Source organism: Sphingobium sp. FG11 (assembly GCF_057809915.1).
On the sequence record NZ_JBMDKW010000002.1, the window covers coordinates 27,948 to 53,262 of the forward strand.

At 64.4% G+C, this 25,315-nt stretch carries 24 protein-coding genes and 1 pseudogene; 13 read left to right on the top strand and 12 right to left on the bottom strand.

Annotated features, from left to right (window positions below):
* Positions 1-6: 6 nt before the first annotated feature.
* Together accC and arsC are read left to right on the top strand one after the other, a co-directional pair.
* Positions 7-1,359 (top strand): acetyl-CoA carboxylase biotin carboxylase subunit, encoded by a 1,353-nt coding sequence (gene accC, locus ACODSN_RS01725; RefSeq protein WP_489052664.1) that lies wholly within the window; start codon positions 7-9, stop codon positions 1,357-1,359.
* On the top strand, positions 1,356-1,700 hold the full coding sequence (gene arsC / locus ACODSN_RS01730; protein ID WP_489052666.1) for an arsenate reductase (glutaredoxin): 345 nt from the start codon (positions 1,356-1,358) through the stop codon (positions 1,698-1,700). Before accC ends, arsC begins: the two co-directional genes overlap by 4 nt.
* Positions 1,701-1,713: 13 nt before the next feature.
* Here arsC and ACODSN_RS01735 read toward each other — a convergent pair whose 3' ends face one another.
* On the bottom strand, positions 1,714-2,391 hold the full coding sequence (locus tag ACODSN_RS01735) for a hypothetical protein (protein WP_489052668.1): 678 nt from the start codon (positions 2,389-2,391) through the stop codon (positions 1,714-1,716).
* Between the two features lie 533 nt (positions 2,392-2,924).
* Here ACODSN_RS01735 and ACODSN_RS01740 point away from each other — a divergent pair.
* The gene (locus ACODSN_RS01740; RefSeq protein WP_489052670.1) at positions 2,925-3,674 is read left to right on the top strand and encodes a ParA family protein; all 750 of its coding nucleotides are present in this window, start codon (positions 2,925-2,927) and stop codon (positions 3,672-3,674) included.
* Between the two features lie 7 nt (positions 3,675-3,681).
* On the opposite strand, the gene ACODSN_RS01745 is transcribed toward ACODSN_RS01740, so the two are convergent.
* On the bottom strand, positions 3,682-5,973 hold the full coding sequence (locus tag ACODSN_RS01745) for a putative bifunctional diguanylate cyclase/phosphodiesterase (protein ID WP_489052672.1): 2,292 nt from the start codon (positions 5,971-5,973) through the stop codon (positions 3,682-3,684).
* Between the two features lie 169 nt (positions 5,974-6,142).
* Positions 6,143-7,933, bottom strand: a complete 1,791-nt coding sequence (locus ACODSN_RS01750; RefSeq protein WP_489052674.1) for a fatty acyl-AMP ligase — start codon at positions 7,931-7,933, stop codon at positions 6,143-6,145.
* 159 nt (positions 7,934-8,092) lie between these two features.
* Here ACODSN_RS01750 and ACODSN_RS01755 point away from each other — a divergent pair, with 159 nt between their 5' ends.
* From ACODSN_RS01755 to ACODSN_RS01770, 4 genes and pseudogenes are all read left to right on the top strand, one after another.
* Positions 8,093-8,626, top strand: coding sequence for a regulatory protein RecX (locus tag ACODSN_RS01755; RefSeq protein WP_489052676.1), 534 nt, complete (start codon positions 8,093-8,095; stop codon positions 8,624-8,626).
* A gap of 41 nt (positions 8,627-8,667) precedes the next feature.
* Positions 8,668-9,192, top strand: coding sequence for a DUF192 domain-containing protein (locus ACODSN_RS01760; RefSeq protein ID WP_489052678.1), 525 nt, complete (start codon positions 8,668-8,670; stop codon positions 9,190-9,192).
* 56 nt (positions 9,193-9,248) lie between these two features.
* The gene (locus ACODSN_RS01765) at positions 9,249-9,647 is read left to right on the top strand and encodes an NADH:ubiquinone oxidoreductase subunit NDUFA12 (RefSeq protein WP_489052680.1); all 399 of its coding nucleotides are present in this window, start codon (positions 9,249-9,251) and stop codon (positions 9,645-9,647) included.
* 227 nt (positions 9,648-9,874) lie between these two features.
* Positions 9,875-10,045 (top strand): annotated as a pseudogene (locus ACODSN_RS01770) (DUF2155 domain-containing protein); the annotation flags it as partial.
* 35 nt (positions 10,046-10,080) lie between these two features.
* Here ACODSN_RS01770 and aat read toward each other — a convergent pair.
* Positions 10,081-10,836: a leucyl/phenylalanyl-tRNA--protein transferase gene (gene aat / locus ACODSN_RS01775; protein ID WP_489052682.1), complete on the bottom strand. Its 756-nt coding sequence runs from the start codon at positions 10,834-10,836 to the stop codon at positions 10,081-10,083.
* Between the two features lie 95 nt (positions 10,837-10,931).
* Between aat and ACODSN_RS01780 the strand changes: the two genes are divergently transcribed.
* Positions 10,932-12,224 carry a dipeptidase gene (locus ACODSN_RS01780; protein ID WP_489052684.1) on the top strand — a complete coding sequence of 431 codons (1,293 nt, stop codon included), beginning with the start codon at positions 10,932-10,934 and terminating at the stop codon, positions 12,222-12,224.
* Between the two features lie 4 nt (positions 12,225-12,228).
* On the opposite strand, the gene ACODSN_RS01785 is transcribed toward ACODSN_RS01780, so the two are convergent.
* Entirely contained in the window at positions 12,229-12,672 is a 444-nt protein-coding gene (locus tag ACODSN_RS01785) for a cupin domain-containing protein (RefSeq protein ID WP_489052686.1), read from the bottom strand.
* Positions 12,673-12,727: 55 nt separating this feature from the next.
* Between ACODSN_RS01785 and dapE the strand changes: the two genes are divergently transcribed.
* Positions 12,728-13,870: a succinyl-diaminopimelate desuccinylase gene (dapE, locus tag ACODSN_RS01790; RefSeq protein WP_489052688.1), complete on the top strand. Its 1,143-nt coding sequence runs from the start codon at positions 12,728-12,730 to the stop codon at positions 13,868-13,870.
* A 37-nt stretch (positions 13,871-13,907) separates the two neighbouring features.
* Here dapE and ACODSN_RS01795 read toward each other — a convergent pair whose 3' ends face one another.
* From ACODSN_RS01795 to ACODSN_RS01810, 4 genes are all read right to left on the bottom strand, one after another.
* The gene (locus tag ACODSN_RS01795; protein WP_489052690.1) at positions 13,908-15,587 is read right to left on the bottom strand and encodes a putative bifunctional diguanylate cyclase/phosphodiesterase; all 1,680 of its coding nucleotides are present in this window, start codon (positions 15,585-15,587) and stop codon (positions 13,908-13,910) included.
* 98 nt (positions 15,588-15,685) lie between these two features.
* Entirely contained in the window at positions 15,686-16,231 is a 546-nt protein-coding gene (locus tag ACODSN_RS01800; protein WP_489052692.1) for a Smr/MutS family protein, read from the bottom strand.
* Positions 16,232-16,237: 6 nt separating this feature from the next.
* Positions 16,238-17,503, bottom strand: a complete 1,266-nt coding sequence (gene mltA / locus ACODSN_RS01805; RefSeq protein ID WP_489052694.1) for a murein transglycosylase A — start codon at positions 17,501-17,503, stop codon at positions 16,238-16,240.
* Positions 17,500-18,156 (bottom strand): Tim44/TimA family putative adaptor protein, encoded by a 657-nt coding sequence (locus ACODSN_RS01810; RefSeq protein ID WP_489052696.1) that lies wholly within the window; start codon positions 18,154-18,156, stop codon positions 17,500-17,502. The genes mltA and ACODSN_RS01810 overlap by 4 nt, the downstream gene beginning before the upstream one ends.
* Before the next feature lie 182 nt (positions 18,157-18,338).
* Between ACODSN_RS01810 and secB the strand changes: the two genes are divergently transcribed.
* The 4 genes from secB to ACODSN_RS01830 all read left to right on the top strand — a co-directional run bounded on the left by secB (position 18,339) and on the right by ACODSN_RS01830 (position 22,410).
* Complete coding sequence (secB, locus tag ACODSN_RS01815; protein WP_489052698.1) at positions 18,339-18,845, top strand: protein-export chaperone SecB; 507 nt, start codon at positions 18,339-18,341, stop codon at positions 18,843-18,845.
* Positions 18,846-18,977: 132 nt separating this feature from the next.
* Positions 18,978-20,570, top strand: coding sequence for a murein biosynthesis integral membrane protein MurJ (gene murJ, locus ACODSN_RS01820; RefSeq protein ID WP_489052700.1), 1,593 nt, complete (start codon positions 18,978-18,980; stop codon positions 20,568-20,570).
* 17 nt (positions 20,571-20,587) lie between these two features.
* Entirely contained in the window at positions 20,588-21,592 is a 1,005-nt protein-coding gene (gene trpS, locus ACODSN_RS01825) for a tryptophan--tRNA ligase (RefSeq protein ID WP_489052701.1), read from the top strand.
* Between the two features lie 158 nt (positions 21,593-21,750).
* The gene (locus ACODSN_RS01830) at positions 21,751-22,410 is read left to right on the top strand and encodes a DUF4136 domain-containing protein (RefSeq protein ID WP_489052703.1); all 660 of its coding nucleotides are present in this window, start codon (positions 21,751-21,753) and stop codon (positions 22,408-22,410) included.
* A gap of 66 nt (positions 22,411-22,476) precedes the next feature.
* On the opposite strand, the gene ACODSN_RS01835 is transcribed toward ACODSN_RS01830, so the two are convergent.
* The 3 genes from ACODSN_RS01835 to rpsT form a co-directional block, all read right to left on the bottom strand.
* Positions 22,477-23,088 (bottom strand): peptidylprolyl isomerase, encoded by a 612-nt coding sequence (locus tag ACODSN_RS01835; RefSeq protein ID WP_489052704.1) that lies wholly within the window; start codon positions 23,086-23,088, stop codon positions 22,477-22,479.
* Positions 23,089-23,145: 57 nt separating this feature from the next.
* Positions 23,146-24,543: a chromosomal replication initiator protein DnaA gene (dnaA, locus tag ACODSN_RS01840; RefSeq protein ID WP_489052706.1), complete on the bottom strand. Its 1,398-nt coding sequence runs from the start codon at positions 24,541-24,543 to the stop codon at positions 23,146-23,148.
* Between the two features lie 440 nt (positions 24,544-24,983).
* Positions 24,984-25,247: a 30S ribosomal protein S20 gene (rpsT, locus tag ACODSN_RS01845; protein WP_489052707.1), complete on the bottom strand. Its 264-nt coding sequence runs from the start codon at positions 25,245-25,247 to the stop codon at positions 24,984-24,986.
* Positions 25,248-25,315 lie beyond the last annotated feature (68 nt).

Here is a 25,315-nt window from a genome sequence, read left to right on the forward strand (position 1 = left end):
CCAGCCATGGCCATCGAAAAACTGCTGATCGCCAACCGGGGCGAGATCGCGCTGCGCATCCACCGCGCCTGCCATGAAATTGGCATCAAGACGGTTGCGGTCCACAGCACCGCCGACGCCGACGCCATGCATGTGCGGCTCGCCGACGAGGCGATCTGCATCGGGCCTCCGGCGGCGCGCGACAGCTATCTGAACGTCGCCGCGATCATCTCCGCCGCCGAAATCTCCGGCGCGGACGCGATCCATCCGGGCTATGGCTTCCTGTCCGAAAACGCCAAGTTCGCCGAAATCGTCGAAGCGCATGGCATCGCCTTCGTCGGTCCCAAGCCCGAACATATCCGCATCATGGGCGACAAGGTGGAGGCCAAGCGCACCGCTGGGGCGCTCGGCCTGCCGCTCGTCCCCGGATCGGACGGCGCGATCGAGAGTTTTGCGGAAGCGGCGGAGATCGCCGCGCGGATCGGCTATCCCGTCATCATCAAGGCGGCATCGGGCGGCGGCGGACGCGGCATGAAGGTGTGCGCGTCGGAGGATCAGCTCGAAACCTTGATGCAGCAGGCCGGCAGCGAGGCGAAGGCCGCGTTCGGCGACGCGACCGTCTATCTCGAAAAATATCTGGGCAATCCCCGCCATATCGAGTTCCAGATTTTCGGCGACGGCAATGGCAACGCCATTCACCTTGGCGAACGCGACTGCTCGCTCCAGCGTCGCCATCAGAAAGTGCTGGAGGAAGCCCCCTCCCCCGTCATCAACGCCGCCGAGCGCGAGCGGATGGGCGGCATCGTCTCCAAAGCCATGGCCGATATGGGCTATCGCGGCGCGGGCACGATCGAATTTCTCTACGAGGACGGCGAATTCTACTTCATCGAGATGAATACCCGGCTTCAGGTCGAGCATCCGGTGACGGAGATGATTACCGGCCTTGATCTGGTACGCGAACAGATCCGCATCGCCGAAGGCCGGCCGCTGTCGGTCGAGCAGAAGGATCTGGAATTTCACGGCCACGCCATCGAATGCCGGATCAACGCGGAAGACCCCCGCACCTTCGCGCCCTCGCCCGGCACGGTCACGCGCTATCATGTCCCCGGCGGCATGCATGTCCGCGTCGATAGCGGCCTGTATCAGGGCTATAAGGTGCCGCCCTATTATGACAGCATGATCGGCAAGCTGATCGTCTACGGGCGCACCCGCGAAGGCGCGATCATGCGGCTGAAACGCGCCTTGCAGGAATATGTGATCGAGGGGATGAAAACCACGATCCCGCTGCATCAGGCGCTGCTGGAGGACCCCGACTTCCTCAACGGCGACTATACGATCAAGTGGCTGGAAGAGTGGCTGGCGAAAGACGGCCAGCCGTGAAGGCGACGATCTGGCACAATCCGCGCTGCTCCAAATCCCGCGCGGCGCTGGCCTTGCTGGAAGCAGCGCCCGGTGTCGAAATTGAGGTCGTGGAGTATCTCAAGACCCCGCCAAGCCGCGCCGAGATCGAAGCGGTGTTCGCCAAAGCGGGCGTCACACCCTCGCAGGCGCTGCGCAAGGGCGAAGCCGTGGTGAAGGACATGGGCCTCGACACCAGCGACGACGCCGCGATCCTCGAGGCGATGGCCGCCCACCCGATCCTGATCGAACGCGCCATCGTCATCACGCAAAAGGGCGCGGTCATCGCCCGGCCGCCGGAGCGAGTCCGCAAACTGCTATAGGGGAAACGCTGCTTTAGTGATTTAGCGACATGAAGACTTGGCGCCAATCATCCTGGCACCCCTCCCATACTGAATTATCGGGCGGAAGAACATGCACGGTCACACGCGCCGGGTCATAACGCAGATTGGGTTCTACCCGTCTCTCATATGTTACGAATATATAGCGCGCTGCCGGCCCGGCCACCTTATCGCCTGACGCGACGATCCGATCGATCACGACATTGTCCAACATCAGATCCAACCCATCGCATTCCCTCGCCACATGATCGAGGTTGTTCTGGGTGTTGGACCAAACGAACGTCGTCCTCCTGTCTTGGACGCACCGCAAAAAATTGGCGGTGGTATGCGAAAATTTTGCACGTAAAGTTGCCAACCCACTATCGCTATATTCATTCACATGGGCGTTATTTAGGAATTCATGGTAAAATAAGCTGCCATAACCTGCATATTCCGGTTTGCCGCGATGCCAGAGGATATCGTCGGGCGTCGCGGGGATCGGCAGTCGGCCGTCGATCAGGCGCTCCACGCTGGCCGAAGGCGCGATCAACCAATCAAAATAGGTGCCGATCTGTTGGGAATTCGTCCCATTGAGCACGGCCTGTATCGCCTCGATCTGGGCATTGATCTGATGATTGGTCTGGCAACTGCACCCGAGCGAAAGAACCGCATGATCGTCATCGATGTAGGCCATTGCCGCTCCTCTTGAGACTTGACTTTGCTGCGCATGTCACAGAAACTTCCCCTCGCAAAGCTCAGCCGCATTAAGAGCGGCGATGTGACTATGCAAGGTTCAACATAATCATCATGGAGCTGTTATGCTGATTGAACTTAATGGACTTGCCTATGGCAAAGAATATCCCGTAATAGTGAACACTCAGACGGTCCGTTGGATTGTGCAACATGACGATGACAATTCGATAACCCGCCTTGTATTCGATCAGGAACAAAGCCTTTACGTAAGGGGCAGCGCTAGCGAAGTCGCGGCGAAGCTGGCACCGAAGGCACCATCTTCCCTCCTCAAGCGCGGTCGTTAAGCTCAGCTAATAAGTCCACTGCATGTCCGGGGGGGGCGTATCCGCCCCCCAGGCATACATGTTCTGATTGGCTGAGCTAAGCGGGATCTCGCCGATAGAAACCATGAACTGCCCTCCTTGTCTTATATCCGTAACAATCGCGTGATTGAGTGCTTGCCACGGGGGCGCAGGAGGACTTAGCCTCGCGCCCATGGCAAAGGGCATCTCATTGGCGACCATCGCCGTCTACAGTCTGAAAGGCGGCGTCGGCAAAACGACCTTCGCCATCAACCTCGCCTGGGCCTCCGCCAGCATATCGAAGCGTCGCACCTTGCTGTGGGATCTCGACCCGCAGGCGGCGTCGAGCTGGCTTCTGTCCACCGACGGGACAAGCCGCGACGCGGCGCAAGCGATTTTCAGCAAGGATGTGGACGTCCACAAGCTGATCCAGCCATCGACCGTGCCGGGGCTGGATCTGATCGCGGCCGACACATCGCTGCGCAGCCTCGACCATCTGTTCCGCGAGATGGACAAGAAAAAACGGCTCGCCAAGCTGATCGAGAATCTGGGCCGCGATTATGACCGGATCATCCTCGATTGCCCGCCGGGCCTTACCGAAACCAGCGAGCAGGTGTTGCGTGCCGCCGACATGATCGTGATCCCGGTCATTCCATCGCCATTGTCGCAGCGGGCGATGGGCGAGGTGGCGCGTTATCTCGTCCAGCGCGGGGGCAGCCACGCGCCGATCCTGCCGGTCTATTCGATGGTTGATCGCCGCCGCGCGCTGCATCGCAAGGCGCTGGAGGAACAGCCCGGCTGGTCGGCGATACCGATGGCCAGCACGATCGAGCAGATGACGGTTCGCCGCAAGCCGCTGGGAGCGTTCGCCCCGTCATCTCCGGCGGCGAAGGAATTTTCCAGCCTGTGGACGATGATAGAGCGGCAGTTGCTGGCGCGTTGACCGACTGTCAGGCCCGCGCCTGCATCCTGTCGCGGGGGAAAAGCAAGGCTGCGTCGCGCGCTTCCATCGGCCGGCCGAAATAATAGCCCTGCACCCTCTTGCATCCGATGCGCTGCACCATGTTCAGTTCCGCCTGGGTTTCGACGCCTTCCGCGATCGTCGCCATGCCGAGGCTGTCGGCCAGCGTCACCACCGCCCGGATGATCGCCAGGCTTTCGGGCGTATCATTGGCGGCGCCGACGATGAAGCTGCGATCGATCTTGATCGTGTTGAAGCGGGTGCGGCGGAGATAGCCCAGCGAGGAATAGCCGGTGCCGAAATCGTCGAGCGATAATTGTACGCCCAGCGCCAGCAGCTGATCGAGCACGCGCAGCCCACCGGCATCCTCGTGCATGAACAGGCTTTCGGTGACTTCCAGTTCCAGCCGGCGCGCGTCCAGCCCGGCATGGGCGAGCGCGGAGACAACCACCGAAACGAAATTCGCATGCGTCAGTTGCTCCGCCGACACATTGACGGACACGGACACAGGGTCGGGCCAGTTCGCGGCTTCCGCGCAGGCGGTACGTAGCACCCATTCGCCGATCGGGGCGATCAGCCGCGCTTCCTCCGCTACCGGCACGAATTTGGCGGGCGAAATCGCGCCCAGCTCCGGGTGGTTCCAGCGCACCAGCGCCTCGAAGCCGGTCACGGCACCGCTGATCGCGTCGACCACCGGCTGATACAGGATATGCAATTGGTCCTTGTCCAGTGCTTCTCGCAACGCCAGTTCCAGCAAGCGGCGCTCCTCGGCCAGCGCATGAAGCTGCGGCTCATAGGGGCGATAAACGCCGCCGCCGTCCCCCTTCGCCCGATAGACGGCGAGGTCTGCGCTGCGAATCAGCGCTTCGGATTCGCGTCCATCCCCCGGCGACAGGGCCGAGCCGACCGACGCCCCGACATAAAGGAGATGCTCATCGATCCGATAGGGAGCCAACAGGGCGTCGATGATGGCGTGGGCGAACTCCGCCAGTGCGGCGGTATCGGCGACGCGCGGCACCAGCACGCCGAACTCGTCACCGCCGATGCGCCCGCAAAAGGCGCCATCGGCGCAGACCCGCCGCAGCCGGGCCGCCGCCTCGTTCAACAATCGATCCCCGATCTGGTGGCCGAGCGAATCATTGACCGCCTTGAAGCGATCGAGGTCGATCATCACAAAGGCGCAGCCGGGCTTGCGCCCACCGGCTGCGTCCATGGCCTGATCCAGCATCGCGCGAAGATGGCTGCGATTGGGCAGTCCGGTCAGGGGATCGAACCGCGCCAGCCGGTTGATCTTCTCCGCGGCCTCATGCTGCTCGGTAATGTCCGATCCGACGCCCCGATATCCCAGGAACGCGCCCTTCCCGTCGTGGCGCGCCAGAGCCGATAATCGCCACCAACGGGTTGCGCCGCTCACTTCCACCGGGAGGATCAGATTGCTGAAATTCTCGCCCTGCCGGAAATGATCCGCCAGCGTCCGCGTTCCCGCCGCGAAATGCCCGCTTTCCCACGCACTGCCCGACAGCAGCTGGACGAAGGACGCGCCATCGAGTTTGGCCGGTTCGAGGCCGATCCTTTCCGCAAAGCGCGTCGATGCGCCATATATGCGTCGTCTGGCGTCGGTCTGCCACAGCCAGTCCGATCCGCCATCGTCAAACTCGCGCAGCAGCAGCCTTTCGACCTCGGTTTTTTCGATCAGCAATGCCGCTACGCCGCACTGCGCGGCGAAGCTGCGGGCATAAAGCGCACAGCCGACCAAGAGCAACATCGCATAGATCGCGGCCAACGCCTGCAAGAAAAGCCCGTCCCCGCCGATCATCGCGATGGCACCCAGCATCAACGGCAGCAGGAAGCCGGCAGCGGCCAACGGCGCAACGGCAAAGCTGATCGCGCCACAAAGCATGATGCAGTTGCCGAGCATCCACAGCGCCGTCATCTCGTCTGGCGCGCCTGATCGGGACAAGAATAGCAGGCAAGCCGCCCAGCCTGCACCCTGCAACAGCCCATGAAAGCCGACTTTGCGCAGATCGCGCGTCGTCACTGCCGCATAACCGCCGTGCCACCGTCTCCACGCTGACGGCGCATCCAACATGGTCGATGCCGATAAGCCGACGATCCACATCGCCAGCGTCGCCGACCAAGCCAGATGCCCGAACATCCGCCAGAGGGACAATAGGCCGAAAAACGTCATCGCCAGACGGAGAATCAACAGGCGATCGGCCGCCCGCAGTTGCGCCGCGAGGATGGTTGCCGACGCCTCGCCGCCGGGCGCACCAAAGCCCATGACGGCCCAAAAAGAGGCGCCATCCCGGCGATCGATCGCCAGAGACCTGGATCTATCGCTACCCACGCCATCGCGGTAACAGCAACCCGTTATGATTTGGTAACCCTGCCGTTAAGCCTGGGGGCTTGTTACGACATGCGCCTTCTGGCGCATCCGCACCGGCTTCCGGTCAGGCCGCGATGTCGTAGGGCCGGATTTCGCCGGTCAGATACAGATTGCGCGCCTTGGAGCGGCTGAGCTTGCCCGAGCTGGTGCGCGGCAGGGTGCGCGGCGGCACCAGTTCGACGACGCAGTTCATGCCGGTGATAGCGCGCACCCGTTCGCGGATCTGGTCGCGCAGCCGCGAGCGCTCTTCATTGTCCGACGTGCGGCAATGGACGAGCACGGCGGGCGCTTCCTCACCGCCCGAGGTAGTGATCGCGAAGGCGGCAATATCGCCCTGCTTGAAACCGGGAAGCTGCTCCACCGCCCATTCGATATCCTGCGGCCAGTGATTCTTGCCGTTGATGATGATCATGTCCTTGGCGCGGCCGACGATGTAGAGATAGCCTTCGCTGAGATACCCCATGTCGCCCGTATCGAGCCAGACGCGGTTCAACGAGTCGGGGGCCATGCAGGCGTCGGTCGCTTCCTGATCGCGGAAATAGCCGACCATCAGCGACGGCCCGGTGGTCCAGATCTTGCCGATCTGGCGCTCATCAAGGATGCCGCCATCCTCGTCGCGAATTTCCACGGTCATGCCGCGCGCGGGCTTGCCGCAATTGACGATGGAGCGGAACCGCTGCGGCCGTCCCTCGGTCGCATCACCACCCGACAGGTCGGTTTCCTCGACCAGTTCGACCACGATGCCCTCACCCGGCGGCATGATGGTGACGGCGAGCGTCGCTTCGGCAAGGCCGTAGCTGGGCAGGAAGGCGCGCGGACTGAAGCCCGCATCGGCGAAGGCGTCGACGAAGCTCTGCATCACGTCGGGGCGGATCATGTCCGCGCCATTGCCCGCAAGTCTCCATCGGGAAAGGTCGAAGCGGTCGGCCGCCTTGGTCTGGCTCGACATGCGCCGCGCGCAGATGTCGTAGCCGAAGGTCGGAGAATAGCTGATCGAGGTGCCCTCGTTCCGGCTGATGAGGTCGAGCCAGGCGAGCGGTCGGCGCGCGAAATCCTCAGTCTTCATATAGTCGGTCGACACCTGATTGGCGACGACCGACAGGAAGCAGCCGACCAGCCCCATGTCATGATACCAGGGCAGCCAGCTGATGCAGCGATCGCTCTCCTGCACCTCCATGCCATGACTATGCGCGGCGAGATTGCTCAGCAGCGCATGATGGGTGACGGCGACGCCATGGGGAAAGCGGGTCGATCCGCTCGAATATTGCAGATAGGCGATGTCTTCGGTCCGGGCCTGCGGCAGCGGGCCGGGCTTGGGCGCCAGTTTCATGAAATCTTCAAAGGCGATACTTTCGACGCCGCGCAGCCGCCCGGCTTCACCCGCCATCTCGGCCAGCTCGGCGGGGAACAGGAAGAGATGCGGGTCGCAGCTCGACAGTTGCACTATCAACTGATCGATATAGCTTTCCTTGCCGCCAAAGCTGGTCGGCAGCGGCAGCGGCACCGGCCAGGCGCCGGCATAGATGATCCCGAAGAATAGTTGCGCGAAATCAGCGCCCGTCTCCGCCACCAGAGCCACCCGGTCCTTGGGCCTGATACCATGCGCGACCAGCCGGTGCGCGCAGGCGATCGCATCGCCGCGCAGCTCGGAAAACGGATAGGGCCGCGCCAGATTGCCGCGCGCGTCGTGGAAATTCAGGCCCCGCTTGGTGCGCGCCGCATAGTCCAGAGCCTCGCCCAGCGTTTCGAAATCCGAAAAGCGGCGCGGCAGGTCATCCATCGTTGGCGTGGGAGCGATTGCCGCGCTGTCATTCATCATTTGCGAACCCGTCATATTGGTGTCACCCAATTTCATATCATTTCGTCCGGCGGCCGCTATCATCTTTGAACCCGGCTTGCACGGCCCGTTGCATATCAAACTCCGCTTTTAGCGCATAAGGCGCGGTGAAATTCCGGCCCGACTGTGGCATAAACATGGCGGCGCGCGCATGATGGCCCGAATGATGCACATCTCATGACCCGCAAAGGCCCCGCCCCGCCGCTCGATGAGGATGGTTTGCGCGACCTCGCGCTCCGCTATGTTGGGCGCTTCGCCACCAGCCGCGCGCGCCTGCTCGCCTATCTGGAACGCAAGCTGCGCGAGCGCGGCTGGGCGGGCGAGACTCCCGCCACGCCGGATGCGCTGGTCGCGCGGCTGGGCGAACTGCGTTATGTCGATGACAGCGCCTATGCCGTGATGAAGAGCGGCGCGCTCGCCCGCCGTGGCTTTGGCGCGCGCCGGGTCGATCAGGCGCTGCGGCAGGCCGGGATCGAGGAAGAGGACCGCCGCGCCGCGACCCCGCCCGATGAGGCGGCCCACTGGGACGCCGCCGACCGCTTCGCCCGCCGCAAACGGATCGGCCCCTATGCCGCCGCAGCGCCTGACCCGGCGCAGCGTGAAAAGGCGGTCGCCGCCTTCCTGCGCGCAGGCCATGATTTCGGCACCGCCCGCCGCTGGGTCGATGCGCCGCCCGGCACGCCACCGGAGCGGCCGGACAATGAGGGTTAATCGCCTCCCGACTCCCCGGAAAATCGGCTAGGCCTCACCGCATGACCCGCTTGCTCCTCACCGCCCTGTTGATGGGCGTTTCCGCCTGCTCGTCCCGCCCGGCCACGCCGGACAACAGCACAGCAAGCGCGTCCGCCGCACGGAGCCTCCTCCCCCTCGTCGTCCATAGCGCCAAGGGCGAGCATCGCTTCAACGTCGAGGTCGCGCGATCACCGCAGGAGCAGGAACGCGGCCTCATGTACCGCAAAAGCCTCGACGCCGATGGCGGCATGCTCTTCCCGATGTCGCCGCCGCGCACCGCGAGTTTCTGGATGGAAAATACGCTCATTCCGCTCGACATGCTCTTTATCCGGACCGACGGGACGATCGCCTTCATCAAGGAACGGGCGGAGCCACTGTCGCGCATCCCGGTGTCGGCGGGCATTCCGGTCGCGGCCGTACTCGAACTGAGCGGCGGCCGCGCGGCGGAACTGGGGATCGACCAGGAGGATCGCGTCCGCTGGGGCCGATGCGCCGCGCCGGACGAGCAAGTCGCGGTCTACCTTAATTTCTGTCCGGCGAACTAGGGACGGCCCATAACCGCCTTGCCAATCGCCCGCAGCCCGGAGTAAGCGGTTCGCCTATGGGAATCCTAGGCAAGATCTTCACCTGGTGGGATGGCGCGACCATCGGCACCGCCCTCTTCACCTCGCGCAAGGGCGCGAAAGTGGGCGAGGATCATCAGGGCAATATCTATTATCAGGGTGGCGTCGGGCTGGATGGCAATCCCCGCCGCTGGGTGATCTATAACGGCGCCAATGATGCGAGCCGCGTGCCCGCCGAATGGCATGGCTGGCTGCACCACACGATCGAGGGCACGCCCGAAAGCTTTCTGCCGCCACCGCGCATCTGGGAACGGGAATTCACGCCCAACGCCACCGGCACCATCGACGCCTATCGCCCGTCGGGCGCGCTCGAAAAGGGCGGTCAGCGCCAGCGCGCCACCGGCGATTATGAAGCGTGGAGCCCCGACGCATCATGATGCCGCGTCCGGCGGGGGGTCTCCTGTCGATCCTTTGCGGCACCCTGTTGCTCTCCGCCTGCGGCAGCAATGATGTGCCGGCGGCCAACCAGACCGGCCCTGTGCGGGTGGAAGGCGCGCCCATCCGGGGTGGCGGCGCGACCGCCCTGCCCGGCACGCCCATGGCGGAACGGGTAGCGGTGATCGGCCTGCTGAACAAACGCAACGGCATTACCCAGAGCCTCACCATGAAGCCCGGCGAGGCGCTGCGCGCTGGCGACGCCATCGTCCGCCTTCAGGCGTGCGAGACCACCGCGCCGTGGGAAAATATTCAGGATGTAGGCGCGTTCGTACAGCTCGATGTGCGCAGCAGCGCCGACGGCAAATGGCGGCGCAATTTTTCCGGCTGGCTGTTCCGCGACCGCCCCGACCGCAATGTCGTCCAGCACCCGATCTATGACGTCTGGGTCAAAAGCTGCACGATGGAGTGGCCCGAAACCGGCCCGGATACGGTCAAACTGGGTGACAAGGGCGAAGGCGGCGGCAAATCCGCGCCATCGCCCGTCAGCGGCGCGAATGCGAGCGAGGCCGCCTCGCCCGAGCCGCCCGCCAATCCAGCGAGTCCGGCGCCGAGCGGCACGCCCGCTACCGCCGGCCCGAGCAACGCCAGATAATCTTTCTGGCTGATCTCCACCGCGCCGAGCGAGTGGAGATGATCGGTCATGAACTGGCAGTCGAGCAGGGTAAAGCCGCCCGCCCGCAACCGCGCCGCCAGCCATGCCAGCGCAACCTTCGACGCATCGGTGCGGCGCGACACCATGCTCTCGCCGAAAAAGGCCCGGCCGAGCGCCACGCCATAGAGACCGCCGACCAGTTCCTCGCCGTCCCAACATTCGATCGAATGGGCAAAGCCGATCTCGTGCAAATGGCGATAGGCGCGCTCGATCGCATCGTTGATCCAGGTCGATGGCCGATCCGGCGCGGCTTGCGCGCACAGCGCCACCAGCCCGGCGAAATCGCGATTGGCCGTGACGCGGAACCGCTCCCTGCGGATCACCTTCGCCAGCGAATGCGACAGGTGAAAGCCGTCCAGCGGCAGGATCGCGCGCCGTTTCGGCTCCACCCAATAAATGTCCGTGGCGTCGCGATCGTCGGACATCGGGAACACGCCGATGGAATAGGCCTGCAACAGCAAAACGGGGTCGATCATCGCATTGGGTCTAGCAGAGCAGGCGCACGAGAAAAGCCCGTGCGGGCATTGGCGACACGATTGACTTGAGGTCGGCCCGCTTTAGGCTCCCTCCCATGAAGATATGCGCCCTGCTGCCCTTGCTGATCGCCGCGCTGGCATCGCCAGTTCAGGCTGCGCCTGCCACCGAAACAGCGCGGATCGAAAGACTGCTCGCCCGCACGCCGCTCATTGACGGGCATAATGACTGGGCCGAGGCGCTCGCCGAAAAGGCGAAGGCGGCACGCTGGACCATCTCGCTCGACCGGCTGGACGCAAAGGATTACCAGACGGACATCGCTCGCCTGCGCGCAGGGAAAGTAGGCGGGCAATTCTGGTCGGTCTGGGTATCCGCCGACCTGCCGCCGTTGCAACAGGTCAGGGATACGATCGAACAGATCGAACTGGTCCACGGCTTCGCCCGCCGCTATCCGCAGATATTCACGCTCGCGACCACGGCGGCGCAGGTCCGCGCCGCGCACCAGGCGGGCCGGATCGCATCGATGATAGGGGTCGAGGGCGGCGGCCAGATCGACGAGAGCCTCGCGATCCTGCGCGCCTACCGGCAATTGGGCGCGGGCTATCTGACGCTGACCCACAGTCGCACGCTCGCCTGGGCCGACAGCGCCACCGACGATCCCCGCCATGACGGCCTGACCCCGTTCGGCGAAGCGGTGGTGCATGAACTTAATCGTCTGGGCATGCTGGTCGATCTCAGCCATGTCAGCGAACAGGTGATGGTCGACGCGCTGCGCGTCACGAAAGCGCCGGTCATCTTCTCCCATTCCAGCGCTCGCGCGCTATGCGAGTCGCCGCGCAATGTCTCCGACGCGGTGCTGCGTCAGGTCGCGGCCAATGGCGGCGTGGTGATGGTGAACTATGCCCCGCAATATATTTCGGAAGCCCGCCGCGTCTGGGGCGCGGCCCGCAGCGCGGAGATCGCGCGCAACAATGCACCGCCCTTCGGCGGACTGCATATCGGCGACCCTGTAGCCGCAAAAGTCGCACTGGAACTGTGGGAGAAGGCCAATCCCGAGCCGGTCGCGACGCTAGGCCAGGTCGCCGATCATATCGACCATATCGCGAAAGTGGCCGGCGTCGACCATGTCGGCATCGGCAGCGATTTCGACGGCGTGGGCCGCATGCCCGAGGGGCTGGGCGGCGTCGATACCTACCCCGCCCTGCTCGCCGAACTGATGCGCCGCGGCTGGAGCGACGCCAACATCGCCAAGCTGGCGGGCGAAAATATCCTGCGCGTCATGGCCACCGCCGAGAAGGTCGCAGCCTCGATGGCAGGCGAACTCGAGGGGAACGGCACCGTCGCCGCGCTGGACGGCCCATCCGCCAAATCTCCGACGGGAACGCCATAGAGGCTTAAAACGGGCTGCCATCCTTCCGCCTGTAAACGCCAGCCGCATAATCCATATCGATGTCGGGATAATGGCAATGGCCCGTCGGCGGCCGGCCAAACGCCAGAAACGCGCAGTCGCTATCGCTTTCATTCACCAGTTGATGGCCGCTGGGCCTGTTTTTGGGAAAAACCGCCATGTCGCCAACGCGCATCGGTGCCCGCCCCTCCTCTTCGACCAGCGTCGCTTCCCCCGCCAGCATCACGACATATTCATCCTCTTCCTCATGCCAGTGGCGTTGGGACGAGCAGGCGCCGGGCTTGAGCACCACATGGCTGACGCCGAAGTCGGACAGCTCCAATACCGGGCCAAGGCGACGGACCCAGCGGCCGCGCACCGCCGCCGCATATTCGGCCGGATAGCCGGTATTGCGGGTCTGCGGAATCGTCGCAAGATCGACCTTGGGCATCCTCTTCCCTTTCCAGCTGCTGGCCAAGCCTGATCCCATTCGCTAACGCGACCCTATGAGCATGAACAGCACCAGCGCCGACCCGGTGGCCCTTGCCGAACGCCTGATCGCCTGCCCGTCCGTCACCCCCGCGCGCGGCGCGGTGTTCGACGCGCTCGAAACGATGCTGTCGCCGCTCGGCTTCACCGTCGATCGTTTCGTGACAGGGGAAGCGCCCGATGGGCCGGTCGAAAATCTGCTCGCCTGGCGCATGACCGGGGCAGGGCCGCATTTCGCCTTTGCCGGACATCTCGACGTCGTGCCGCCGGGGCCGGGCTGGACCGCCGATCCGTTCAGCCCGCAGATCAGGGGCGACCTGCTCTACGGGCGCGGCGCGGTCGATATGAAGGGCGCGATCGCCGCCTTCGTCGCCGCACTGGCGGACCTGCCCGCCGATCTGCCCGGAACTATCAGCCTCATCATCACCGGCGATGAGGAAGGGCCGGCGACCTATGGCACGTTGGCGCTGATGGAACGGATGGCGGCGCGCGAACTGCGCCCGGACCTGTGCCTCGTCGGCGAACCCACCTCTTCGGTGCGGCTGGGCGATGTCGTCAAGATCGGCCGGCGCGGCTCGGTCAACATGTGGGTGCGGGTCGCGGGCAGCCAGGGCCATGTCGCCTATCCGCACCTCGCCGACAATCCGATCCCGCGCCTTGTCCGCATCCTCTCCACGATCGAGGCGGAGGTGCTGGACGAGGGCACGAACTGGTTCCAGCCCAGCAATATCGAGATCACCGATCTGGAGGTCGGCAATCCGGCGCACAACATCATTCCGGGCGCGGCGACCGCACGCATTTCGATCCGCTTCAACGACCGGCACAGCGGCAATTCGCTGATCGAACGGATTACCGCGATCGCCGCCACGGAAGGTGGCACGGTCGAGGCGAAGATCAGCGGCGAACCCTTTTTGACGGAACCGGGCGCCTTGTCGGCGCTGGTCGCGGGCGCGATCCTCGACGTGACCGGGATCGAGGCGGAACTATCGACGACCGGCGGCACATCCGACGCGCGGTTTCTCTCGCGTCTGTGCCCGGTGGTCGAATTCGGCCTTAACAATGCGACGATGCACAAGCTGGACGAAGCGGTGGCGCTGGACGATCTGCGCAACCTTGCACGGATTTACGGTCTCATCATCCGTCGCGCCCTGAATCCCTGATCGGAGACCGTTTGGAAATGCGCGAGAGAGCGACCTCTCACACCGAGCGGCGCTCAGCCTCGATCAGCGTCGCCGCAAAACGACCGAGATAATCCGCTTCGCGTGTCGGACGCGCGAGGTGATAGCCCTGAAACAAGGTGCAGCCGATCACGCGCAGCATCTCCATCTGCGCTTTCGTCTCGATACCCTCGACCACCACTTCCATGCCCAGCCCCTGGATGAGGCCGACGACCGCGCTGCATATCGTGCGCGCCTCGGCCGATGTCACAATGTCGCGCACCAGGCTGCGGTCGATCTTCACCCGGTCGACCGGCAGTTCCTTCAACCGGGCAAGGTTGGAATAGCCAGTGCCGAAATCGTCGATCGCGATTCGCACCCCGTCCCGCCGCAACGCGCTCAACTGGTCGAGGATGCGCGCTTCCATCTCCATGGCCAGCGATTCGGTAATCTCCAGCTCCAGCATCGACGGCGGCGTCTGGTGGACGCTCATGGCGTGCCGCAAGCGCAGGAAGAAATCCGCCTGCGCCAGTTCCCGCGTCGAAATATTGATGGCAATCCGCTGCTGAATGCCTTGCGCCGCCCAGCGCGCCGCCGTTTCGCAGACCCGGCCCATCACCCAGTCGCCCAGCGCGACGATGGTCCCGCTTTCTTCCGCTACCGGCACGAAAAAACCAGGCAGCACGATGTCGCGCTCGGGATGCGCCCAGCGCACCAGCGCCTCGGCGGTCACGGCGCGGCCGGTGACGATGTCGATCTGCGGCTGGAATTCTAGCAGGAACTCCTCGCGCTCCAGCGCGCGCAACAGGTCCTGCTCCAGCTCGGCGCGGTCGGAGGCTTCCAGCGCCAGTTCGGCGGTGAACATCTCGGCCCGCCCGCGCCCTTCATGCTTGGCATGATACATGGCGATGTCCGCCGACCGCAGCAGCGCGGACAGGCTCTCGCCATGGTCGGGATAGCAGGCGATGCCGATCGATGCGCCCAGGTCGACATGCTGGCTGCCCAGATCGAACCGTTCGCTCAGCGCGAACTGGATCGCGCGCGCGATCCGCTGCGCCGCGTCCGGACCGGGCAGGCTCGGAAAGAACATCGTAAATTCGTCGCCGGCCAGCCGCCCGATCACCGCATCGCCTACGCCCGCGCTCGCCTGCGCCATCGCCACTTCGCGCAATCGCCCGGCCACGCGCGCGAGCAACTGGTCCCCGGCTGCATGGCCCAGCGTATCGTTGACGCTCTTGAATCCGTCGAGATCGATGAAGAGCAGCGCCGCCATGCCCGCGTCGGTGCGTTCGGTAAGATGGCGTTCGACCTGCCGGCAAAAGCTCGCACGATTGGCAAGGCCCGTCACCTGATCGAACAGCGCCAGCGTCTGCACATGATCCAGATTGGTGCGCACCTGACTGAGCAGGCTTTCCATCGCAACCGCCAGTTCGGGCAGTTCCAGACCGATGCCGCTCGGCACGCGCGACTGGAGGTCGCCATGGGCGGCCGCTACCAGTCTTTCGGTCGCAGCGTCGATCGCGGCGGCGGTCGTCGCGATCGTGCGCTGGGCCGATCCCCAGCTCATGACGCCGCACAATATCGCGATGATGAGCGAGCGGCCGATGGCGACGATATCGTCGCCCTGCCCCTGACCAAGCACGAGCGAGAGAATGAAGACCAGCGCCCCCGCGCTGCAAGCAAAGGCAGCGGCGCGGCTTTTCAGTGTCACGCCCTGCATGTGCCTCCTGCCCGCTCGCGGCCGAACACCGACCTGTCGAACGACTGGATATGAAGGAGACTGGTTAAGAAAAAGTCAGTGGAAACACGGGATTTATATTATTTTTTGCGCCGCAATATTATGTAGAGCGCGCCTTCGCCGCCATGACGTCTATGCGCGATGCGAACGCTGGCGACGCTGGTGGCGTAGGAACTGGTCGCCAGCCACTGACCGATTTCCGCACGGATCGCCCCGCGTCGGGTGCTGTCCCCCACACCACCCATTTTTGGCGGCTTGCCGGTGACCACCAGGATGACGCGCACATCGCGGGAAATCGCCGCCGACAGCGCCTGATTGAGCCGGGCGTGCGCCGCCGCAAGGCTGTGCCCATGCAGGTCGATCGTCATTTCGGGGGCCAGCGACCCGCCGCGAATCCGCTTTTCCCAGGCTGAGTCGAGAACCGCCGCCGGAGCGGCGACCGGCGAGGCAACAACGGCCCGGAAAGAAGGGGGCATTAACCCTTTGCGCGCGGGCGCCGGAAACGCTGGTGGGGGCGCAGGTCGCTCGACTTTCAGGCGCTCCATTGGGGCGCGCAGCGGCCGGATCGATCGGGTCAGCGCCGTCCAGAGCGTCTCTTCGTCAGGGGAAAGGGATCGGCGCGCCATCGCGGTTCATGGCGTGCCAAGACGGGCATAGGTGCCGATCGGCAACAGGATGAGAGCGCTGCCCCGCGCCGACATGCCGCCCGCTATGCCGCGCGCCCGCGCGCCCGCGCCCCAGAAACTGTCGAAACGGTTCGCGCCCTTGATCGCGCCGCCCGTATCCTGCGCGATCCAGATGCCGTTCGGCTCGGCGCGGTCCAGCGAGAGCAGCACGGGCGCGCCAAGCGGCACATATTTGGGGTCCGCCGCCACCGTCGCCTCCGCCGTCACCGGCGCGCCCATCGCGCCGACCGGCCCACTGCCGGTCAATTCGCGGAAAAACACGAAGCTCTTATTCTCGTTCATGATCGCCGCCCCCTCGACCGGGTGGGCGCGCAGATATTGCATGATATCCTGCATCGATCCGGTCTGGATGAGGCCGCGATCCTTCATCAGCTTGCCGATGCCGCTATAATCGCGCCCGTTCTGCCCATCATAGCCGATGCGCATGACGCCGCCGTCGGGCAGCAGCAGCCGGCCGCTCCCCTGCACCTGGAGGAAGAAGAATTCGACCGGATCGGCCGCCCAGGCGAGTTCAAGACCGCGCCCTGCCAGCGATCCCGCAACGATCTGCCCACGGTCGTCGAACGGCACGAAATTGCTGCCGTCCACCTTGCCCCGGATCGTCTTGCCCTTCAGACTGTCGCTGAACAGGCCGAGATTGACGTCCACCAGTTCAGGCGGGCGGCGATAGACCGGCACATCATATCCCGCTTGCCGCGACCGTGCGCCTGCGATCTCCGGCTCATAATAGCCGGTGACGAAGGCCGCGCCGTTGCCGACCTGCACCGCTTCGAAATAGCGGGCGAAAAACTCGTTGGCGCTCGCTTCGGGCCAACTTGATGCAGCGGCGCAGGCGTTGTTCCAATCTGCCCCGCGCGTCAGACCGCTGGCGTCTGATCGCTTCATCAGGCCGGGGCAGGACAGGCGAAACGCCTGCAACGCCCTGCGCGACCGTTCGCCGGGCGGCACAAGGCTGGCGATATCCGGGCCGCGCGTCAGCCCCGCACCCGCAGCGGTCCCGCTGTCGGTCGCCTGATCGAAAGGGAGTGCTGGCGGCAAGGCGGGTCGCGGCGTCGCGGGCACAGGCCTCGTCGCGACCTCGTCGGTGCGGTCGCTGGCGGGGGCTGGCCGTTGCGGTGCAGGTCCTGCGCCCGAGGGGGGAATGACTCCGCCCGCACAGGCGGAGAGCAGCAACGCGGCCAGCAGCGCCGCGCCCGACTGACGCTGGCTCATGCCATCTCGTCGGTTTCGCTGAGCTTCCAATTGGGGTCCGCGCTGCCGATGTCGCGCGTGAAAGTCCAGATGTCGTTGGTGCCGACCGCGTCCGTCATCGACCCGGCAATGACATTGCCGTCGCGATCGCGCGTGATCGCGGCAATGTCGGCTTCGAAACGCAACGTCACTTCGGCGACGCGGCCATGAAGCCCCGCGCTGATGATCTGCACCTTTTCAATTCGCACCAGTCGATTGTCGAGCACTTCGCCCTGCGCTTCACGCGCGGCGATCGCTTCATCGAAGGACGCGCGTACATCCTCGTCACACAGCCAGGCCAACTCCTCCCGGTCGCCGCGCCAGAAGGCTTCAAGCACCATGCGATAGGCCGATTTCGCACCCTCGATAAACTGGGGCACGTCGAACTGGCGATCGGACGCGATCAGCGCGCGCACACCGGCTTCGCCGCCCGGCGCGATCAGGCCATCGGCGAGCCGTACCGAATCGGCGGCCCCGTCGGTGGCCGCACGCGGCTGGACCAGCGTCACGCGGGCGCGTTCCTCCGCTGGCCGGGGCGCCGGCTCCTGTTCGTGTCCGGTCCGTTTGCCCAGCACCGAATAAAGCCGCAGCGCCAGAAAACCGGCAATCATGGCGAGGATGACGATCACATACACGAGGGGCAAAACCCTTTGTTCGAAGGATTGATCCGGGCAACATAGGCATGTTTGGGCGCATATTCAAATAGGCGCGCGCCGCCGCGCGGCATTGCCCTGCTTATCCGCCCCTGCTAAGCGCGCGGGTCACAGCGGCGGCTGTTCAACGACGACCGCTGACAGGGACTTAGCAAGGACAAAAGATGGCCGACGAAGCCGATACGATCCAGTCGACGATTTTGCAGGGCAATGGCGCAGACACGGCCCCGCAGATCGCGCTCATCAGCCAATATGTGAAGGACCTGTCGTTCGAAAATCCGAACGCCCCGGCCGCCTATCAGTGGCAGGACCAGCCCCAGATCGACGTGCAGTTCAACATCGGCGCCGAAAAGGTCGCGGACGATGTGGTCGAGGTCTCTCTCAAGATCGAGGTCAAGGCGACCGCGCCCGAAGGGACCGCCTTTGCCGTCGAACTCCTCTATGCCGGGCTGTTCGGTATGCGCAACGTGCCCGACGACCAGATGCAGCCGTTCCTGCTGGCCGAAGCGCCCCGCCTGCTCTTCCCCTTCGCGCGCCGCGTGCTGGCCGATGCGATCCGCGATGGCGGCTTCCCGCCGCTGCTGCTTGATCCGATTGATTTCGGCGCGCTCTATCTGCAACAGGCACAGCAGCTGGAAGCGACCGCGGGCGAGCCGGCCGGCAACGCCTGACCGACCGATGTCCTGTCGTCCGTTCGCCCTGAGCTTGCGCAAGGGCATCGCTGAGGCGAAGCCGACGCACTGCCCTGCGCTCGGCGGCGAGCGTCGGGTTCGTCCGGCGCGAACGGTCGGAAATATGATCTCGTGAAACTCGCCAAGGCCCTCGGCTCGGTCGGCGGCCTTACCCTCGCCAGTCGTGTGCTGGCGCTGGTGCGCGATTCGCTCGCAGCACGCTATGTCGGCGCGGGCTTCGCGTCGGACGCATTTAACGGCGTCGCCTTCCGCCTGCCCAACATGTTCCGCGCCCTGTTCGCCGAGGGCGCGTTCGCGGCGGCGTTCGTGCCGATGTTCAATCGCAAGGCGTCGGGCGAAGGCGGTCTGCCGGCGGGCTATGATTTCGCCGAGCGCGCGCTGGCGGTGTTGCTGCCGGTCCTGATCGGCTTCACCATCCTGCTGATCGCCGCCGCCTGGCCGATCACCTGGGCGCTGTCGGGCGGCTTTTCTCGCCAGAATCCCACCCCGGCGCAGTTCGATTTCGCGGTGATGCTGGCGCGGATCACCCTGCCCTATCTGGCGCTGATCTCGCTTGCCTCGCTGCTGGGCGGCATTCTCAATTCGCTTGATAAATTCTGGGTCAACGCCGCCGCACCGATCCTGCTGAACCTCGCGATGATCGCCGGGCTGTGGCTGTTCCACGGCGCGAACGAATATGAGACGGCGCGGGTGCAGGCGATCTCCGTCACGGTGGGCGGCGCGCTACAACTGATCTGGCTGATCCTTGCCTGCCGTCGCGCGGGCGTATCGATGCGGCTGCGGCGACCGCGCATGGACAAGGATGTGCGCGATCTGCTCCGCCTGATCCTGCCGGCGGCGGCGGGCGCGGGCGCGTCGCAGATCAACCTGCTGGTGTCCACGGCGCTATCCGGCTGGCTGCTGGCGTCGGGATCGATCACCTATATCTATTATGCCGACCGGCTGAACCAGTTGCCGCTGGGACTGATCGGCATCGGCCTTGGCACCATCCTGCTGCCTACCATCTCGCGCATGCTCTCGCGCGGGGAAGAACAGGCGGCGATGGAAACCCAGAATCGCGGAATCGAGCTGGCGCTTTTTTTGACCCTGCCCGCCACCATCGCCTTTATCGTCGTCGCCGAACCGATCGTGCGCGGCCTGTTCCAATATGGCCGCTTCACCGTCGAGGATGCACGCCGCTGCGGCTGGGCACTGTCGGCCTTTTCGATCGGCCTGCCCGCCTATGTGCTCGTCAAGGTGCTGACGCCCGGCTATTATGCGCGCGGCGATACGCGGACGCCGGTGCGCTACGCGATGCTGTCGATCCTCATCAACATCATCGGCAATATCGCGCTCATTCCCCTGCTCGGGCGCTTCGGCTTCGGCCATGTCGGCCCGCCGCTCGCGACCGCTCTGTCCTCTACCGTCAATGTCGCCATGCTCTATCGCACGCTGGTAGCGCGCGGCCATTTCGCCGCCGACGCGCAGTTGAAGCGCCGCCTGCCTCGACTGGCGCTGGCCGCGGTTGTCATGGGGGTCGCGCTGTTCCTGTTCGACGGGCCGCTTTATCCCTGGCTTTCCGGGCCGATGCTGCACCGTTATCTGGCGCTCGCTGCTCTTGTCGGCGCGGGCGTCGCGATGTACGGGCTGGCCTGTTTCGCGACCGGCGCCTATCGGGTCGCCGACTTGAGAGCGCTGCTGCGCCGCCGAGCCGCCACAAAATAGAAGAACGGATCACAAGCATGCGCGTCCTTTCCGGCATCCAGCCGACCGGCAATCTGCACCTGGGCAATTATCTCGGCGCGATCCGCAACTGGGTGCGGATGCAGGATGAGATGGACGCGCAGTCGCAGTGCTTCTTCTTCCTCGCGGACATGCATTCGATCACCGTGCATGAGTCGCGCGAACAGCGCATCCGCAATGTCCGCGACATGGCCGCGGCGCTGGTGGCCGCGGGGATCGACCCCGACCGTTCGGTCCTGTTCAATCAGGCGCGCGTGCCCGCCCATGCCGAACTCGCCTGGCTGCTGAACGGCACCGCGCGGATCGGCTGGCTCAACCGCATGACTCAGTTCAAAGACAAGGCAGGCAAGGACCGCGAAGGGGCGTCGGTCGGCCTGTTCGTCTATCCCGTGCTTCAGGCGGCCGATATCCTCGCCTATAACGCAACCCATGTGCCGGTCGGCGAGGACCAGAAACAGCATCTGGAACTGGCCCGCGATATCGCGACGAAGTTCAACGCCGATTTCGGCCTCGACCTGTTCACCCTGCCCGCACCGATCATCCCCAAGGAGAGCGCGCGCATCATGTCGCTGCGCGACGGCACCGCGAAAATGTCGAAATCCGATCCCAGCGACATGAGCCGCATCAACCTGACCGATGATGACGACCTCATCATGCAGAAGGTGAAGAAGGCCAAGACCGATCCCGAACCGCTGCCCGAATCGGCGGAGGGCCTCGCCGGACGGCCGGAAGCGAACAATCTCGTCGGCATCTATGCCGTGCTGGCGGGCAGCACCCCGGACGCGGTCTGTGCGGAATTTGCGGGCAAAGGGTTCGGCGCCTTCAAGCCGGCGCTGGGCGAACTGCTGATCGAAACGCTCCGTCCGATCCGCGAGCGCTTCGTGGCGTTGCGCACGGATGATGCGGCGCTTGACGCGATTCTGGAAAAGGGCGCGGCAAAGGCGACGGCCGCCGCCGAGCCAACGCTGCGCGCCGCTTATGACGTCATGGGCCTGATGCGCTGAAAGCCTGACGGATTGTCCTGGCGCGCGCCGTCCTTATATCGGGAGCGTCGTTTGCGGCCATGCGGGTATTCCGCGCGTTCAATCGATGTTCAGTTGCGTTCTGCTACCGCCGAGCGCAAGAATATGTGGTTCACAAGCGTGATACAGGACGCAGGAAAATGATCCGTTTCAACAAGATTGGTCTGGTCGCGGCACCCTTTCTGGCGCTGGCGGCACTGTCGGGCTGCGCGACGCCGTTCAAGGCGGATGTCGCCCGGTTCCAGCAACTGCCCGCACCGGCGGGACAAAGCTTTGCCGTGGTCGCGGATGATCCGCGTCTCGCGGGCGGTCTCGAATTTTCCCATTATGCCGATCTGGTCGCAGCCCGGCTCGCGCAGACCGGCTATGTCGCCGCCAGCGATTCGGCGCGCGCCGACCTGATCGTGCGGGTCGCCTATGATATCGATACCGGGCGGGAAAAGGTGCGCAGCACTGGCTTCGCCTCGCCCGATCCCTTCTTCTATGGCGGCTGGGGTTTTCGCGGTCGCTGGGGCCGCCCCTGGGGTTATGGCTTCTATGATCCCTGGCTGTTCGGGCCGGGCTTTGGCGGCGGCTATAATGATGTGACGAGCTACACCGTCTACACGAGCGACCTGTCGCTAAAGATCGATCGCGCCGCCGACAATCGCCGCCTGTTCGAAGGCAAGGCGAGCGCGCAATCGCTGTCGAACAAGCTGACCTATCTGGTGCCGAACCTGATCGATGCGATGTTCACCAATTTTCCGGGGCAGAATGGCGAGAATGTGAAGATCACGCTCCCGCCTGAAACCAAGGGCTGATCAGCCTTCCCTAGCGATAATGTAGAAAGCCCGGCGATTTGATGATTGCCGGGCTTTTTGCTCTCGTCAGGGCAGGCGGCGCGCGGTGACGATTTTCACCGCCGGCTCCAGCATCTGCCCCTTCATGGCGCCTTCTCCGGCGGTGGGCGATCGGGGGGCGGCGACGATCGCCTTCACCACGTCCAGGCCCTCGACCACATGGGCAAACACGGCATAGCCCTGATTATCGCCCGCAGCCTTCGGATCGGCATCCATGCTGGGCATCTTGCCGAGCACGATGAAGAAATCCCCATTTGCCGTGCCCGGTACATCGCGCGCCATCGACAAGGTGCCATCATCATGGGTGAGGCCGGTCCTGGTCGTGGGTTCATGCGTGATCGGCGGACGCACCCGCTTGGGATCGTTTTTCGTGCCGCCCTGGATGAAGCCATAATCCGGCGTGCCGAACGCGCGGTAGAAGATCGTGCCGTCGAATCGCTTCTGATCGACATAGCGCAGGAAATTGCCACCCGTGATGGGCGCCTGCCCCACATGCACGGCAACGACGATGCGCCCGGCGCTCGTCTCCAGCGCGACCCGCACATCGGCCGGAGCGGCAGGCGTTGGGGAAAGAGTCTGCGCCACGGCGAAACCCGGCGTCAGCAGAGCGAGGATGAACAGGCAGAGGACACGAATCATAGGGCCAAGCCTAGCCCGCTCCGCGATCAGCGCCAGTCTGATAATGCGTGCGGCGCCTCAGCCCTCAAGCTGGCGCTGGAGCGCGCGGACATCGGCGTCGATGTCGGGGTTGGTCTGGCGCAGCGCCTCGATCGTGCGAACCGCATGGATCACCGTGCTGTGGTCCCGCCCGCCGAAGATACGGCCGATTTCGGGCAGCGAACGCGGCGTCATCTTCTTGGCGAGGTACATCGCCACCTGACGCGGACGGGCGACGGCCCGCGCGCGCCGCTTGGAGCGCATTTCCGACGCGTCGATCTTGAAATGGGCGGCGCAGACCTTCTGGATTTCGTCCACCGTGACCCGGCGCGCATTGGCGCGCACCGCGTCGGCCAACATCGCCTGCGCAAATTCGAGATCGATCGACCGGCCGGTCAGCTGGCCATAGGCGATCAGCTTGTTGAACGCCCCCTCCAGTTCGCGCACGTTCGACCGGATCGATCGCGCGAGGAAGTCGATCACCGCGTCGGGCACGGGCGGGTCGCCCGCAATCGCGCGCTTGGCTTCGAGGATGGCGAGGCGGAGGTCGAGTGCGGCGGGCTGAATATCCGCGACCAGTCCACCGGCGAGGCGCGAAAGAATGCGCGGGTCGATCGCATCGAGCAATTGCGGCGCACGATCGGCGGTGATGACGATGCGCGCGCCCGAATCGATGAGATCGTTGATGGTGTGGAGAAATTCCTCCTGCGTCGATCCTTTGCCGGCGATGAACTGGATATCGTCGATCAACAGCAGCCGGGCGGCGCGCAGCCGCGCCTTGAACGCCATTGTCTCGTTTGCCCGCATCGCGTTCACAAATTCCATCATGAAACGCTCGGCCGACATGTAGAGCACGGGCGCGCCCGGCATGTCCGCGCAGAATGCGGCCGCGATCGCGTGCAACAGATGCGTCTTGCCCTGGCCGGTGCCACCATGGATGAACAGGGGGCTGAAACGCGGCTCGGCCCTGCCCGCCATCGCCCGCGCCGCGGACAAAGCGAGGCGATTGCTCTCCCCCGTCACGAAGCCCGCAAAATCATGCCGGGGCTGGAAATTGCTGGCGGCATACACCGGCGTATCCGATACCGGCGCATCTTCTGCCGCCACGGGAGCCGCCGCGATCGCCAGCAGGCGTGGCCCGGACGCATCCGGCGCGCGAAGCAGGCGAACCTCGCGGACCCCCACGGCGGCACTGCGCCAGGCCATGCGCAGCCGGTCGCCAAACTGGCCGGACACGAAATTGGCGGTGAAGTCGGAAGCGAAATAGAGATCGAGCGTCTGCGAATCAGGGCAATAATCGCCCAGCGCCACGGGCTTGAGCCACTGGTCGAACATGCGCGCACCAATATCGCGGCGCAGGCCGGTGCGAATAGCGCTCCAGGCGGCGTCGAGCGACGCAACGTCCTGCGCTCCCGATTCCGTCTGAGGCCTCGCCATCGCCATCCCGTCCTTCATATGACCCCTGACCCTATCATATATGCTGCCCCGCAGGCCAATAAAGGACGCAAGAATCCTATCCGGAAAAAGCCCCCGCTTTCCCGAGTTCCTTGCGCATAATCAGCCTGTTTGATGACCATCGGAATGATTCGATTGATGGCCCGAAGCGCAAATTAGACAGGCCCGGCGCATCCGATCAAGGGCGAGACTAGTCAAAAAAGTGAAATAAACAGCGTTGACTCTGTAAACCCACGGGAATTGGCCGTGGATAAAATATCCCTATATATCAACGTACTATTTAAGACATTTTATGGTGCAGCGCGTCGAATCGCGGGAAATGCGCCAATCCCCAAAATGACCGCTCCATGAACGGCCCATGCAAAAAAGCCCGCCCCGACGGATCGGGACGGGCTTTTGATATCTGCTTGCCGAAGGTGGCTTTAGCCGAGCGCGCTAACCCGCTTGGTCAGGCGACCGAACTTGCGGGCCGCGGTGTTCTTGTGCAGCACGCCGCGTGCTACGCCGCGCGCCAGCTCCGGCTGAACGCTCTGGAGAGCCGTGGTCGCCGCAGTCTTGTCGCCAAGAGCAAGCGCGCTTTCCACCTTCTTCACCAGGGTACGGATGCGGCTGATGCGGGCGCCATTGATTTCGGCGCGGCGCTCGTTGCGGCGGATGCGCTTCTTGGCTTGCGGCGTATTGGCCATTTATATCCTCGGGCTTTTCAAATCGCGTGAAAGAGCCGACTGGACCATGCCGGTGGCTCGTGAAGGCG

Bases quoted from the DNA above. Each gene is read 5' to 3' on its own strand.
- accC (WP_489052664.1), top strand. From the start codon at position 7: ATGGCCATCGAAAAACTGCTGATCGCCAACCGGGGCGAGATCGCGCTG.
- ACODSN_RS01735 (WP_489052668.1), bottom strand. From the start codon at position 2,391: ATGGCCTACATCGATGACGATCATGCGGTTCTTTCGCTCGGGTGCAGT.
- ACODSN_RS01740 (WP_489052670.1), top strand. From the start codon at position 2,925: ATGGCAAAGGGCATCTCATTGGCGACCATCGCCGTCTACAGTCTGAAA.
- ACODSN_RS01745 (WP_489052672.1), bottom strand. From the start codon at position 5,973: ATGGGCTTTGGTGCGCCCGGCGGCGAGGCGTCGGCAACCATCCTCGCG.
- ACODSN_RS01750 (WP_489052674.1), bottom strand. From the start codon at position 7,933: ATGAAATTGGGTGACACCAATATGACGGGTTCGCAAATGATGAATGAC.
- ACODSN_RS01755 (WP_489052676.1), top strand. From the start codon at position 8,093: ATGACCCGCAAAGGCCCCGCCCCGCCGCTCGATGAGGATGGTTTGCGC.
- ACODSN_RS01760 (WP_489052678.1), top strand. From the start codon at position 8,668: ATGACCCGCTTGCTCCTCACCGCCCTGTTGATGGGCGTTTCCGCCTGC.
- ACODSN_RS01765 (WP_489052680.1), top strand. From the start codon at position 9,249: ATGGGAATCCTAGGCAAGATCTTCACCTGGTGGGATGGCGCGACCATC.
- aat (WP_489052682.1), bottom strand. From the start codon at position 10,836: ATGATCGACCCCGTTTTGCTGTTGCAGGCCTATTCCATCGGCGTGTTC.
- ACODSN_RS01780 (WP_489052684.1), top strand. From the start codon at position 10,932: ATGAAGATATGCGCCCTGCTGCCCTTGCTGATCGCCGCGCTGGCATCG.
- ACODSN_RS01785 (WP_489052686.1), bottom strand. From the start codon at position 12,672: ATGCCCAAGGTCGATCTTGCGACGATTCCGCAGACCCGCAATACCGGC.
- dapE (WP_489052688.1), top strand. From the start codon at position 12,728: ATGAGCATGAACAGCACCAGCGCCGACCCGGTGGCCCTTGCCGAACGC.
- ACODSN_RS01795 (WP_489052690.1), bottom strand. From the start codon at position 15,587: ATGCAGGGCGTGACACTGAAAAGCCGCGCCGCTGCCTTTGCTTGCAGC.
- ACODSN_RS01800 (WP_489052692.1), bottom strand. From the start codon at position 16,231: ATGGCGCGCCGATCCCTTTCCCCTGACGAAGAGACGCTCTGGACGGCG.
- mltA (WP_489052694.1), bottom strand. From the start codon at position 17,503: ATGAGCCAGCGTCAGTCGGGCGCGGCGCTGCTGGCCGCGTTGCTGCTC.
- secB (WP_489052698.1), top strand. From the start codon at position 18,339: ATGGCCGACGAAGCCGATACGATCCAGTCGACGATTTTGCAGGGCAAT.
- trpS (WP_489052701.1), top strand. From the start codon at position 20,588: ATGCGCGTCCTTTCCGGCATCCAGCCGACCGGCAATCTGCACCTGGGC.
- ACODSN_RS01830 (WP_489052703.1), top strand. From the start codon at position 21,751: ATGATCCGTTTCAACAAGATTGGTCTGGTCGCGGCACCCTTTCTGGCG.
- ACODSN_RS01835 (WP_489052704.1), bottom strand. From the start codon at position 23,088: ATGATTCGTGTCCTCTGCCTGTTCATCCTCGCTCTGCTGACGCCGGGT.
- dnaA (WP_489052706.1), bottom strand. From the start codon at position 24,543: ATGGCGAGGCCTCAGACGGAATCGGGAGCGCAGGACGTTGCGTCGCTC.
- rpsT (WP_489052707.1), bottom strand. From the start codon at position 25,247: ATGGCCAATACGCCGCAAGCCAAGAAGCGCATCCGCCGCAACGAGCGC.